General features: G+C 65.9%; 12 protein-coding genes. 5 read left to right on the plus strand and 7 right to left on the minus strand.

All coding sequences use genetic code 11. The annotated features are described in order from the left end of the window. Positions 1-34: 34 nt before the first annotated feature. Positions 35-841, plus strand: coding sequence for a calcium-binding protein (locus tag ACZK2R_RS01615; protein WP_180838559.1), 807 nt, complete (start codon positions 35-37; stop codon positions 839-841). 781 nt (positions 842-1,622) lie between these two features. Then, complete coding sequence (locus ACZK2R_RS01620; RefSeq protein WP_253144975.1) at positions 1,623-2,255, plus strand: hypothetical protein; 633 nt, start codon at positions 1,623-1,625, stop codon at positions 2,253-2,255. Between the two features lie 64 nt (positions 2,256-2,319). On the opposite strand, the gene ACZK2R_RS01625 is transcribed toward ACZK2R_RS01620, so the two are convergent. From ACZK2R_RS01625 to rpsU, 6 genes are all read right to left on the minus strand, one after another. After that, the gene (locus tag ACZK2R_RS01625; protein ID WP_049421191.1) at positions 2,320-3,291 is read right to left on the minus strand and encodes a bile acid:sodium symporter family protein; all 972 of its coding nucleotides are present in this window, start codon (positions 3,289-3,291) and stop codon (positions 2,320-2,322) included. A 31-nt stretch (positions 3,292-3,322) separates the two neighbouring features. Next, positions 3,323-3,823 (minus strand): protein tyrosine phosphatase family protein, encoded by a 501-nt coding sequence (locus tag ACZK2R_RS01630; RefSeq protein ID WP_180838561.1) that lies wholly within the window; start codon positions 3,821-3,823, stop codon positions 3,323-3,325. A 28-nt stretch (positions 3,824-3,851) separates the two neighbouring features. Continuing rightward, positions 3,852-5,591: a DNA primase gene (dnaG, locus tag ACZK2R_RS01635; RefSeq protein WP_180838562.1), complete on the minus strand. Its 1,740-nt coding sequence runs from the start codon at positions 5,589-5,591 to the stop codon at positions 3,852-3,854. A 59-nt stretch (positions 5,592-5,650) separates the two neighbouring features. Continuing rightward, complete coding sequence (locus tag ACZK2R_RS01640; RefSeq protein ID WP_180838563.1) at positions 5,651-6,595, minus strand: YihY/virulence factor BrkB family protein; 945 nt, start codon at positions 6,593-6,595, stop codon at positions 5,651-5,653. Positions 6,596-6,698: 103 nt separating this feature from the next. Continuing rightward, positions 6,699-7,142, minus strand: coding sequence for a GatB/YqeY domain-containing protein (locus ACZK2R_RS01645; protein WP_004153909.1), 444 nt, complete (start codon positions 7,140-7,142; stop codon positions 6,699-6,701). A gap of 133 nt (positions 7,143-7,275) precedes the next feature. Next, entirely contained in the window at positions 7,276-7,491 is a 216-nt protein-coding gene (gene rpsU, locus ACZK2R_RS01650) for a 30S ribosomal protein S21 (protein ID WP_002808376.1), read from the minus strand. A gap of 166 nt (positions 7,492-7,657) precedes the next feature. Between rpsU and tsaD the strand changes: the two genes are divergently transcribed. Then, positions 7,658-8,683, plus strand: a complete 1,026-nt coding sequence (gene tsaD, locus ACZK2R_RS01655) for a tRNA (adenosine(37)-N6)-threonylcarbamoyltransferase complex transferase subunit TsaD (protein ID WP_180838564.1) — start codon at positions 7,658-7,660, stop codon at positions 8,681-8,683. A gap of 41 nt (positions 8,684-8,724) precedes the next feature. On the opposite strand, the gene ACZK2R_RS01660 is transcribed toward tsaD, so the two are convergent. Beyond that, positions 8,725-9,378 (minus strand): hypothetical protein, encoded by a 654-nt coding sequence (locus ACZK2R_RS01660; RefSeq protein WP_032130383.1) that lies wholly within the window; start codon positions 9,376-9,378, stop codon positions 8,725-8,727. 514 nt (positions 9,379-9,892) lie between these two features. Between ACZK2R_RS01660 and folB the strand changes: the two genes are divergently transcribed. Together folB and ACZK2R_RS01670 are read left to right on the plus strand one after the other, a co-directional pair. After that, complete coding sequence (gene folB, locus ACZK2R_RS01665; protein ID WP_180838565.1) at positions 9,893-10,246, plus strand: dihydroneopterin aldolase; 354 nt, start codon at positions 9,893-9,895, stop codon at positions 10,244-10,246. 62 nt (positions 10,247-10,308) lie between these two features. After that, positions 10,309-11,580, plus strand: a complete 1,272-nt coding sequence (locus tag ACZK2R_RS01670; protein WP_180838566.1) for a mechanosensitive ion channel family protein — start codon at positions 10,309-10,311, stop codon at positions 11,578-11,580. Positions 11,581-11,697: the final 117 nt, after the last annotated feature.

Raw genomic sequence — 11,697 nt, forward strand, 5'->3', positions numbered from 1 at the left:
CTGTTCCTGACCCCAAGGAAAGGAAGGCGCAGGGATGCATTCGATCTTCCGCTGGACTGCGGCGCTGCTGCTGACGCTGGGCATGGCCCTTAGTGCGCATGCCGACGACACCGCCGTGCAGATCCGCCAGCACGCCGATGAGCATCGCCTGCTGGTGCTGGGTGAATTTCACGGTACCCGCGAGACACCGCTGCTGGTACGCCAGCTGGTGGACGACTACAGCCGTAACGGCCCTGTCCTGCTGGCCCTGGAACTGCCGCGTGCAGAGAACCCTGCGCTGCACGACTATCTGGAATCCGATGGCGGGGCCGCGGCGCGCCAGCACCTGCATGGCCGCGCGTTCTGGACCGTGCGCGATGACCAGCATGACGGCCGTCGCAGCCGCGACATGCTGGCGATGATCGAAGACCTGCGTGCGCTGAAGGCACAGGGTCGTGCCATCGATGTGGTCGGCTATGACGTCGACAACAGCGATGGCGGCAACCAGGCACGCGATGACCGCATGGCGGCCGAGCTGCGGCGGCTGTACCGGCGACTGCCGGCTGGCGCACGCATGCTGGTGCTGACCGGCAACGTGCACGCGATGCTGCAGCGCCCGCAAAGTATGCCGCCGGAAATGCAGATGCACCCGATGGCGTCGCAGCTGCGGGACCTGGATATCTACAGCGTACGGTTGGGCGCGCAGCGTGGTCAGGCGTGGGGATGCGCGGGCCGCTGCGTGGCGCGGTCACTTCCAGAGCAGGTGGCCACGGCGCCGCGGGTCGATGCCGATGCGAAACGGCCGTACGACCTGTGGGTGTGGATGCCGGAGTTGAGCGTCGGTACGCTGGTGGGCCCGTAACGGCAGGCAACCCATCCACGCATGGCGTGGATCTACTGGTGGTTCACGCCATCGGTGGGAGTAGAGCCACGCCATGCGTGGATGGGCTCTCACGGAACCCGGCGCAGCCAGTGTCGGGTTTCGCCCGGGATGGCTGCAACTGCGCCCATCGACCAAGCCGTCGCGCTGTAGGGTTTTGCCGCGCTGTCAGCTTCCTGCACGCAAGGCGTCACAGATACCGACTGTTCCACCAGACCGGATCATCAACAGTAGATACACAGGTATTGCGGGATGACTCGCAATTCTGTGGAGCAATCAATGAGATGTCATGTTTCTCTGCCCATCGTTCTGTGTGCCGCGCTTACCTGCCTGGCTGGCAATGCGGCAGCAGAAGTAAAAGCACTGAGTCGGGCCAACTGCATTGGATTCATCAACGAATCCCCTATGAACGGCCCCAGTTTCGCAATTTTCAGGGGTCGGCCGTAACCAGGCACGTTCCCCTCGGGAACATTGAGCCGAAGCATGCTTTCGGTGCTAACAATGGACTGTACTCCTGGCGATTTTACGCAGGCGATGGCAGTGATCCAGAACGAATGGTTGTTCACGGATATCACACATGGGTGCTGGGCGGACGCGTATTTACGCAATCCACGAGTGCGGTCGATTGCCAACTTTCGGAGTGGTGAGCATCATGAAGAGTCTTTGCTTTATCGCATTCTCGCTGGCCACGTCGATGTCAGCTCAAGCATCCCAGAATGAACCTGCTCCCGATGCGGTAGGGAGCTGGCTACACCAACGCGCCATGCAGGCTGCAATGCAGGAGGCCTCGGCAATGGGAAGATCGTCCGCCAGCGTGGGCAGCTACCAGATGGTGAAACTGGCAGACCTTGATGCCCCCCGAGAAGTGAAGCGGCAGCTTCGCGATGACATCGAACGATCCAACGGTGTCGTGCGGGTTGCAGCAGGGAGCATCCCAACGCAGGCCGAAATGCTGGCTGCCGTGCCGCGGACTCACCGCTCAACTCCAGAACTGCGCCAGCGCCTGCCGCAGCCACCCAGCAGGCTGGAAAGCAGCCTGCTGGGCGCAGCCGAGATGATTGGCATGGAGCCCAGTGGTGCGTTGGAGGGTGGAAAGTCCTCGGGCTTGAGCCGTTTCTACCGGCTGGAGGGTGTCGGCATCGTGGAGTTCAGCGAGAACAACTTCCTCGCTGCGGGCATGCAGATCGAGGTCATCGCGGAGGCGCAGAACACCGTGGTGGACGGCAAGCCCGCTCATCTCGGGAAGGTTGTGGATAGTGTCGGCCGTACTCGGGTTGAGCTTGCCTGGACGGGAGACAGCAAGACCTACAGTCTGACCGCCACGGGCGAGCCGGGCAGCGACGTGGAGCGCAACGCCCGAGTGCTGCACGACATCGCCGCGGCCATCGTGGATTAGCGGCGGCGTATGCGTCATCCACGCCGCGCGTGGATGGGCTCTCTACAAAAACCCGCGCGCCCAATCAGGGCGCGCGCTTCGCATACCGCTGCGCGATCACACCGCAGACGATCAGCTGGATCTGGTGGTAGATCATCACCGGCAGCACGATCGCGCCGAGGCTTCCACCGGCGAACAGCACCTTGGCGATCGGCACGCCGGTGGCCAGGCTCTTCTTCGAGCCGCAGAAGACGATGGCGATCTCGTCCTCGCGGTTGAAGCGCAGGCGACGCGCGATGAAGGTGATCAGCGGCATGGCGATGCCCAGCAGCACGGCGGCGACCACCGCCACGGCCAGCAGCGACAGCAGCGGTGTCTTGCTCCACAACCCTTCGGTTACCGCTTCGCCGAACGCCGAATACACCACCAGCAGGATCGTGCCCTGGTCGGTGTAGCGCAGCAGCGCGCGCTGCTTCTCCACCCAGCCGGCAATCCACGGCCGCAGCAGGTGGCCGGCCACGAACGGCACCAGCAGCTGCAGCATGATGCCGCCGATCGCGTGCAGTGGGTCATGCACGCCGCCGGAGGTGCCGGCCAGCGCGGTCAGCAGCAGTGGGGTCAGGAACACGCCGAGGATGCTCGACAGCGAGGCGCTGCACACCGCTGCCGGCACGTTGCCGCGGGCCATGGAGGTGAACGCGATGGACGACTGCACGGTGGACGGCAGGGTGCACAGGAACAGCACGCCCAGGTACAGCTCCGGAGTCAGCAGCCAACCCGACAGTGGCTTGAACATCAGCCCCAGCAGCGGGAACAGGATGAAGGTGCAGGCCAGGATGGTCAGGTGCAGCCGCCAGTGCAGCATGCCGCCGATGATCGACTCGCGCGGCAGGCGCGCGCCATGCAGGAAGAACAGCGCGGCGATGGCGACGGTGGTGACATCGTCGAGCACGATGGCGGCGGCGCCCTTCATCGGCAGCAGCGAGGCCAGGCCGACGGTGCACAGCAGGGCGAGGGTGAAGTTGTCCGGTCGCAGGCGCGACCACCAGCGGGTCATGGTGGGCAGAGTCCTTGGTGCGGAGGGTGGTTCAGGGCGAGGTGACCGGTGTGGCCAGGCGCTGGCGGGTGGCGGCTTCCAGCGACTTCAGGCCGGCGCGCTGGCCGAGCTGAAGCGCCTGCTCCGGGCTGGCATGTTCATAGCGGGCATTGACCAGGCCGAGCACGGCACCGGCGCGGTTGCCGGAGGCGCAGTGCAGCAGCACCGGCCCCTGGCTCTGCTGCAGGGCCTGGTGCACGGCGCGCACATTGGCCGCATCCAGGCCCTCGGCGCCGGCCACCGGAATGCGCACATAGCGCAGGCCCAGCGATTCGGCCGCGTGGATTTCATCGAAGCCGCGGTCTTCGTCGGACTGGCGCAGGTCGATCACGGTGCGCACGCCCTGCGCGGCCAAGGCCTGCAGCTGCGCGGCACTGGGCTGGCCGCCGACATACAGGCCGGGGCGGACTTCGTTCAGGGGCGCGTCTTCGGCCAGGGCCGTCAGCGGCAGGCGGAGCGACAACAACAGCAGGCAGGTCAGGCGCAGCAGCATGGTCCTCTCCGTGAAAACGTTCTGCCCGCTACAGGCGCAGTCCGGCGCGCGCCTTCAGCAGCTCGCGCAGTTCGTATTTGTCAGTATCGTCCAGGCCCTGCTGGCGCTGCTTTGCCAACAACTCCTCCAGACGTTGCACCAGCAGCTGTTTCTCCAGCTGGGCCACTGCGTCGTGCAGTTCCTGGGTCCAGCTGGCTTCGGTGCCGGGCAGCGTCTGTGCGGCCAGCGTGTGCAGTGACGCCTGTTCCTCACGTCCGTCGAAGTGCTCCAGCAGTGCGCCGGTGCTGATGTCCGGACGTTGCTCGACCAGGTCCAGCAGCTCCAGCAGCAGCTCTACGCCCGGCAGGCGCAGGCCCTGGAAGTGGTGCTTGCCGCCCAGCGTCAGCGCCAGCGACGGCTGCTGCAGCAGTACGGCGATCGCGCCGCGTACCAGGCTGCGCTTGGCCACGGGTTGGATCGTCCGCTGCGGCTGGCGTTGCGGCATCGGTGCGCGCGCTGCCTGGGCATTGCCGCCAAGGCCGGTCAGCTGCGCCAGCTGCTGCTTCATCAGGTCGCCGAAGGCGCCGTCGGGAATCTGCGCCAGCATCGGCTTTGCGCGTTCGGCCAGGCGCGCCTTGCCGTCCAGCGTGCCCAGGTTGATCTCGCGGGTCAGTTCATCGAAGAAGAACTGCGACAGCGGCGTGGCCTGCTTCAGGCGCTCGTTGAAGGCCTCGGCGCCTTCCTTGCGCACGATGGTGTCCGGGTCTTCGCCATCGGGCAGGAACAGGAAGAAGGCCTGGCGGCCGTCCTTCATGCGCGGCAGCACCGACTCCAGCGCCTTCCAGCCGGCGCGGCGGCCGGCGGCGTCGCCGTCGAAGCAGAAGAACACGTCCGGCGCGTTGCGGAACAGCAGCTCGGCATGGTCCGGCGTGGTTGCGGTACCCAGCGTTGCCACCGCCTGGGTGACACCGAACTGGAACAGCGAGACCACGTCCATGTAGCCCTCGACCACGATCAGCCGCTCGATCTTCTGGTTGGCCTGACGCACCTGCCACAGGCCGTACAGTTCGCGGCCCTTGTGGAACAGCGCGGTTTCGGGCGAGTTGAGGTACTTGGGGCCGTCGTCCTTCTCGAACACGCGGCCACCGAAGGCGATCACCCGGCCACGGCGGTCGAAGATCGGGAACATCACCCGGTCGCGGAACTTGTCGTAGACGTGGCCGCGGTCATTCTTCGAGAACAGGCCGGCGCGGTCGAGCAGCTTCATGCGCCGCTCGTCCTTGCCCAGTGCATCGCGCAGCCCGCTGTACCCATCCGGGGCGTAGCCGATCTGGAAGCGCGCGCGGTTCTCTTCGTCCACGCCACGCCCATCAAGGTAACTGCGTGCCTTGTCGCTGCCTTCCAGGTTCTTCTGGAAGAACCGGGCAGCGGCATCCAGTGCCGAATACAGCTCGCGGCTGTCGTCCTGCTGCTGGGGGCTGCGCGGGTTCTCGTTGCGCGGTACTTCCATGCCCGCGCGCTTGGCCAGCTCATCCACCGCGTCGAGGAACTCGAGGCGGTCGTAGTTCATCAGGAAGCTGATCGCGGTGCCGTGCGCGCCGCAGCCGAAGCAGTGATAGAACTGCTTGGTGGGCGAGACCGTGAACGACGCCGAGCGCTCGTCATGGAACGGGCAGCGCGCGGCGTACTCCTTGCCCTGTCGCTTCAACGGCACGCGGCTGCCCACCACCTCGACGATGTCGGAGCGGGCGAGCAGATCGTCGATGAAAGCGTCGGGGATACGGGCCATGGGCAACAGAACGGGGCGCGGCCGCAGGGCGCGCAGCAGGGGCGGCAGGTTCCCCTAGTTTACTCGCTGGCGGTGCAGGGGCTGGCCTGTTCCGCATCGGCCCCGGCCCTGGCCAGTTGCGCCCGTGCATGCTGCCGTTCGTCGATCACCGCGGTCATCAACGCACCGACGAAGAACACGGCGGTGGCGTAGTAGATCCAGACCAGCGAGATCACCAGCGCGCCCATCGAACCGTAGGCGCTACCCGGGGTCACCGTGGCGATGTAGACGCCGATGCCATAGCGGCCGAGGGTGAACAGCACCGAGGTGATGGCACCGCCGATGAAGGCCTGGCGCCAGGCCACGCGGCGGTCCGGCAGGTAGTGGTAGAGGAAGGCGAAGGCCAGCGTGTACAGCAGCAGCGAGGTCAGGTAGCCGATTGCCGGCAGTACCGAGGGCAGTTGCGCGAACACCACCTGCAGTGCGGTGGTGGCGGTCATCGACAGGATCAGCAGGAAGCCCAGTGCCAACACCACGCCGAATGAGAACACGCGCTTGCGCAGCCAGGCCTTGATGCCTTCCAGACGCTGGCCGCTGGTGTGGAAGATCCGGTTCAGCGCGTTCTGCAGCTGGGCGAACACGGCGGTGGCGCCGATGAACAGCAGCAGCGTGCTCCACAGCCCGGCCAATGAACCGACGCTGGGCTGGCTGTTGGCGTTGTGCAGCACGGTGTCGGCGACGCTGGCCACGCTGCTGCCGGCCACCGAACCGATCTGGCTGATCAACGTCTGTTGTGCCGGTGGGTACAGCGAGGCGGTCAGCCACAGCAGCAGCACCAGCAGCGGTGCCATCGACAGCAGGGCGTAGAAGGAGACCGAGGCGGCCTGGGTCAGCACGTCGATTTCGACGAAGCGCTTGGTGACGGCCATCGGGAAGCTGTCCTGCAGGCGGTCAGCGTAGTGGCGAAGCCGTGCGGGAATGCCGTGGGGACGCGTGTCGGCGGGGGAGTGCGATTGCTCGACCATGGGGATGTTGTAGCAGCCGGGGGTCGAAGGTGCGGTGAAGCGGGTGCATCAATGGGGTCAGAGCCCTTCCGCGATGCGAAAGGGATCCGACCCCGGCAATGGCTTACGCCAGCTGCTGCTTGACCAGCTTGGAGACCAGACCCATGTCGGCCTGGCCAGCGAGCTTGGGCTTCAATGCGCCCATCAGCTTGCCCATGTCGGCCGGACCGGAAGCGCCGGTCTCGGCGATGGCGGCCTGGATCGCGGCGACGATCTCGGCTTCGCCCATCTTGGCCGGCAGGTAGGCTTCGATGACCACGATCTCGGCGCGCTCGATCTCCGCCAGGTCCTCGCGGTTGGCGGCTTCGAACTGGCTGACCGAGTCCTTGCGCTGCTTGACCATCTTGTCGAGCACGGCGATCACGGCGGTGTCATCCAGCTCGATGCGCTCGTCCACTTCGCGCTGCTTGATGGCGGCGTTGATCAGGCGGATCACGCCCAGCTTGTGCTTCTCGCCCGCCTTCATGGCGGCCTTCATGTCTTCGGTGAGCTGCTGCTTCATGCTCATGAGGAACCTCGTGGTGGTAGGTGGGGCGGGGCGGATGCCCGAACCCGGAAACGCAAAAAGCCGGCGACGCTCGCGCGTGCCGGCTTCGGCTCCATCGCGACAGGCAAGCCCATCGCAATGAAGATGCGTCCGATCAGTACAGGCGCTGACGCTTGGTAACGTCGCGCGACGAGCGGCGCAGCTGACGCTTCACAGCAGCGGCGGCCTTGCGCTTGCGCTCCTGGGTCGGCTTTTCGTAGAACTCGCGCTTGCGGGTTTCGGCCAGCACACCGGCCTTTTCGCAAGTGCGCTTGAAGCGGCGAAGAGCAAACTCGAAGGGCTCGTTCTCGCGGACTTTGACGCTGGGCATGGAATCTCCGGGACACAGTAGAACCGGGTCACGCCCGGCGAGCCGCACATTATAGCGGCGAATAGACAAACTGCAAGCGGCCAACCCTGAATACGGGCCAGAGGTTCGAAAGCAGTGAGACCTGCGCGTCCCCCGAGGGGGCGGCAGGGGCGTCATAATAGCAGGCATGCGAGTCCTTGGCATCGAATCTTCCTGTGATGAGACCGGCGTGGCGGTGTATGACACCGACCTGGCCGGCAGCGCGGCCCTGCGCGCCCATGCGGTCTACAGCCAGATCGCCCTGCACGCCGAATACGGTGGTGTGGTGCCCGAGCTGGCCAGCCGCGACCACGTCCGCAAGTTGCTGCCGCTGGTGCGCCAGACCCTGGCCGAAGCCGGCCTGGGTGTAGGTGATATCGACGGCGTGGCTTACACGGCGGGTCCCGGCCTGGTCGGCGCGCTGCTGGTCGGCGCGGGCGTGGCGCGGTCGCTGGCCTGGGCGCTGGAGGTGCCGGCGGTGGGCGTACACCATATGGAAGGCCACCTGCTGGCCCCGCTGATGGAGGACGACCCGCCGGAAGCGCCGTTCGTGGCGCTGCTGGTGTCCGGTGGCCATACCCAGCTGGTGGCGGTGGACGCGATCGGCCAGTACCGCCTGCTGGGCGAAACTCTGGACGACGCGGCCGGCGAGGCCTTCGACAAGACCGCCAAGATGATGGGCCTGCCCTATCCGGGCGGCCCGCAGCTGGCCAGGCTGGCCGAGCAGGGCACGCCGGGTGTCTACCGCTTCGCGCGGCCGATGACCGACCGCCCGGGGCTGGATTTCAGCTTCTCCGGCCTGAAGACCCAGGTCCTGATGGCCTGGCGCGACAGCGACCAGAGCGAGCAGACCCGCGCCGACATCGCCCGTGGCTTTGAAGATGCAGTGGTCGAGACCCTGTCGATCAAGTGCGAGCGCGCGCTGGAAGCGGCCGGCACCAATGTGATCGTGGTGGCTGGCGGCGTCGGCGCCAACAAGCGCCTGCGCGCACGCCTGCAGCAGATGGCCGAGCGCCTTGGCGGCCGTGCCTGCTTCCCGCGGCCGGCGTTGTGCACCGACAACGGCGCGATGATCGCCTTCGCCGGCGCGCTGCGGCTGCAGGCCGGCCAGCACAGCCCGCCGAAGGTCGAGGTCACCCCGCGCTGGGACATGGCGACCCTGCCTGCGGTGTAAGCCCCGGAACCGGTAGCGCCGGGCCATACCCGGCGGACGCATTACGGACGCCCTGCCAACGGCGACGCCGCCAATACCGTCGTTGCCCGCTCATGGCGTTGCAACCAGCCCAGCGTATGCGGGCAGCGCGCATGGATCAGCCGCCCGATCGCAGCCAGGTCGGCACCGATGTCGCGTTCCAGGATGGGTTCGTGGTGGGCGATCCGATTGCGCAGGAGGCGGATGCGTCCGATGTCTGCGTGGATGCTCGTGCGGACGACGCTGAGAGCATTCTGTGGCGCGTTCGGCAACGCAATCTTCAAGCCCCGCGTCCAGATGGCTCCCTCGAAGCGCCGCGTGAAAAGCTGCTGCCAGAACGCGAAGCGAAGGCTGGCGATGATCTCCTGAGTGTCCATCCGACGACCAGCCTGTCTATGGAGATCCTGCAAGGCCGACAACGCGCCATCTGCTGGCATCCGCTGCAGCAGTGCAGGATGCCAGGGCCAGCGCGGCCCAAAGGCATGCGCCAGCGCCGCGGCCACCGCGTTGCGGATTACGATTTCACAGACGTGCAGGGGGGATAGCAGCGCGCCGCACATCTGCATGTTCCATACGTAAAGCGAGGCGGCATCCAAAGAGTGCCGGTCCGCGATACGTTTGTACGTCGCCCACCGTGGGCGTGACAGCGCTGCCTGCAGGATTCGTTGCTCTCTCATCAAATGCGGGACCACATGGCGGATCATCAGCCTGCGCTGGTTGCCGCTGGCGTGATATCGGGCAATGCCGCCGCGTCAGGCAGCAGAATTCCTGTATTGCCCTTGGCTTCCTCCAGCATGTCGCGATTGACTCTGGACCGTCGAGGGAATGAACGTCATGATCTGCATCGTGTGCTTCGGGACTCGCGGCTGGATTCCAGCTCCCCCCGAGGACGTTGAGAGGTACCAAAGGGCCCCGCTAGCAGGGCCCTTTGTTTTTTGGAAATGCGGGCATAGTCGGAATCGCCTCTTGATCCGCAGACCTCACCCGCTTCAATTTCGACGCCTGCGCCACCGGGACTCGCGGCTGTTCAACAGCTCCCCCCGGGGACAAGCGGTAGTACCAGAGGGCCCTGCTAGCGGGGCTCTTTGTTTTTCCCAGTGCCGCATTCCTGCCGGCCACCCACCGCCCGTTCCGGGCAGGCTCACCGCCGTGCCGTTACCATGGCCCCCTGTACTCGGGCTGGTAAGCGCAATGGACAAGGTTTTCATCGAGGGGCTGACGATCGACGCCCTGATCGGTATCTACGATTGGGAACGACGGATCCGCCAGGACCTGGTGTTCGACCTGGAGATGGGCTTCGACAACCGTCGTCCCGCGGCCTCCGACGACATCGCCCATACCCTGAACTACAAGGCGGTGAGCAAGCGCCTGGAGCAGTTCGTGCGCGAGTCGGAATTCGGCCTAGTGGAAACCCTGGCCGAGCGCTGCGCACAGATCGTGCTGGACGAATTCGACGTGAAGTGGCTGCGCCTGAAACTGAGCAAGCTGGGCGCGGTGCGTGGCGCGCGCGCGGTGGGCGTGATCATCGAGCGCTCGCGGGACTGATCCGGTAGTGCCGGCCGCTGGCCGGCACCCCCAACAACAACGACAACGCAAGGAGACAACTGATGGTGGACGCGGTGGTGGCGGTACAGTGGCTGGAAAAGCTGCAGAACACACTGGAACCCTATCCCGGCGCCTACCTGGCGTTGATGATCACGGCGCTGCTGGTCGCAGCGGGCCTGGCCAACTGGGTGACCAAGCGCATCCTGGTGCGTGGCCTGCGGCGCCTGCTGCAGCGCCTGCCGGGCGCCGAGTCCGGGCGCGGCAGCCACTTGATGCGGGTCATTTCGCGCCTGTCCAACGTGGTGCCCAGCCAGGTGATCGCCTCGGGCATCACCTTCATCCCGGATCTGCCGGAAGGCCTGGTCAAGGTCATCATCAAGCTGTGCATCGTGTGGGCCGTACTGACGGTGTCGATGGCGTTCTCGCATGCGCTGGACGCGGCCAACAGCCTGTACGAGCGCAAGCCCGATGCGCGCAACAAGCCGATCAAGGGCTACCTGCAGGTGGTCAAGATCGTGGTGTTCGTGGCCGCCGGCCTGTCCATCATCGCCACCCTGCTGGGGGTGAAGCTGGGCCCGCTGGTCACCGGCCTGGGCGCGGCCACGGCCGTGCTGATGTTGATCTTCCAGGACACCATTCTGTCGCTGGTGGCCAGCGTGCAGATCAGTGGCGATGGCCGCGTGCGCATCGGCGACTGGATCGAGATGCCCAGCCAGAACGCCGACGGTGACGTCATCGATATCGCGCTGCACACCGTCACCGTGCAGAACTTCGACAAGACCATCACCACCATCCCGACCAAGAAGCTGGTGACCGAGTCGTTCAAGAACTGGCGCGGCATGCAGGAGGCCGGTGGCCGCCGGATCAAGCGCGCGCTGTACCTGGACCAGCACAGCGTCGGTTTCCTGGACGAGGGTGATCTGGCCTTCCTCGGCGAATTCGCGCTGCTGCGCGACTACCTGCAGGCCAAGGAGCAGGAGCTGGGCCAGTGGAACGGGCGCCTGCGCGAGCAGGGCGTGGCCGAGGTCAACAGCCGCCGGGTGACCAACCTGGGCACCTTCCGTGCGTACGTGGAGCGCTATCTGCGCAGTCACCCGGGCATCCATACCGACATGACCCTGCTGGTGCGGCAGCTGCAGCCGACCACCGAGGGCCTGCCGCTGGAGCTGTACTGCTTCACCCGCAGCACCGCCTGGGGCGAGTACGAGGCGGTGCAGTCGGACATCTTCGACCACCTGCTGGCGATCCTGCCGGCCTTCGGCCTGCGCGTGTTCCAGGCCTCCAGCGACGCCATGTTGATGGCCGGGCAGCGCCAGTTGGCCGGCTCGGAGTAAGCTGCGGTGCCCCCGGCGGGGCCATACGGACCCCGCTGGTGGCTGAAACTGAATGAAGAAACCTCTCGCCAAATCGCCCGGGATCGCTAGAATGCCGGGCTTGTAAACGTTTTCATC

This window comes from Stenotrophomonas sp. 96582_Sma, from assembly GCF_056480905.1.

Excerpts from the sequence above, each read along its gene's own strand:
- ACZK2R_RS01620 (WP_253144975.1), top strand. The coding sequence starts at position 1,623 with ATGCAGGCTGCAATGCAGGAGGCCTCGGCAATGGGAAGATCGTCCGCC.
- ACZK2R_RS01670 (WP_180838566.1), top strand. The coding sequence starts at position 10,309 with ATGGTGGACGCGGTGGTGGCGGTACAGTGGCTGGAAAAGCTGCAGAAC.
- ACZK2R_RS01660 (WP_032130383.1), bottom strand. The coding sequence starts at position 9,378 with ATGAGAGAGCAACGAATCCTGCAGGCAGCGCTGTCACGCCCACGGTGG.
- dnaG (WP_180838562.1), bottom strand. The coding sequence starts at position 5,591 with ATGGCCCGTATCCCCGACGCTTTCATCGACGATCTGCTCGCCCGCTCC.
- ACZK2R_RS01630 (WP_180838561.1), bottom strand. The coding sequence starts at position 3,823 with ATGCTGCTGCGCCTGACCTGCCTGCTGTTGTTGTCGCTCCGCCTGCCG.
- rpsU (WP_002808376.1), bottom strand. The coding sequence starts at position 7,491 with ATGCCCAGCGTCAAAGTCCGCGAGAACGAGCCCTTCGAGTTTGCTCTT.
- ACZK2R_RS01625 (WP_049421191.1), bottom strand. The coding sequence starts at position 3,291 with ATGACCCGCTGGTGGTCGCGCCTGCGACCGGACAACTTCACCCTCGCC.
- ACZK2R_RS01640 (WP_180838563.1), bottom strand. The coding sequence starts at position 6,595 with ATGGTCGAGCAATCGCACTCCCCCGCCGACACGCGTCCCCACGGCATT.
- ACZK2R_RS01615 (WP_180838559.1), top strand. The coding sequence starts at position 35 with ATGCATTCGATCTTCCGCTGGACTGCGGCGCTGCTGCTGACGCTGGGC.
- folB (WP_180838565.1), top strand. The coding sequence starts at position 9,893 with ATGGACAAGGTTTTCATCGAGGGGCTGACGATCGACGCCCTGATCGGT.
- tsaD (WP_180838564.1), top strand. The coding sequence starts at position 7,658 with ATGCGAGTCCTTGGCATCGAATCTTCCTGTGATGAGACCGGCGTGGCG.
- ACZK2R_RS01645 (WP_004153909.1), bottom strand. The coding sequence starts at position 7,142 with ATGAGCATGAAGCAGCAGCTCACCGAAGACATGAAGGCCGCCATGAAG.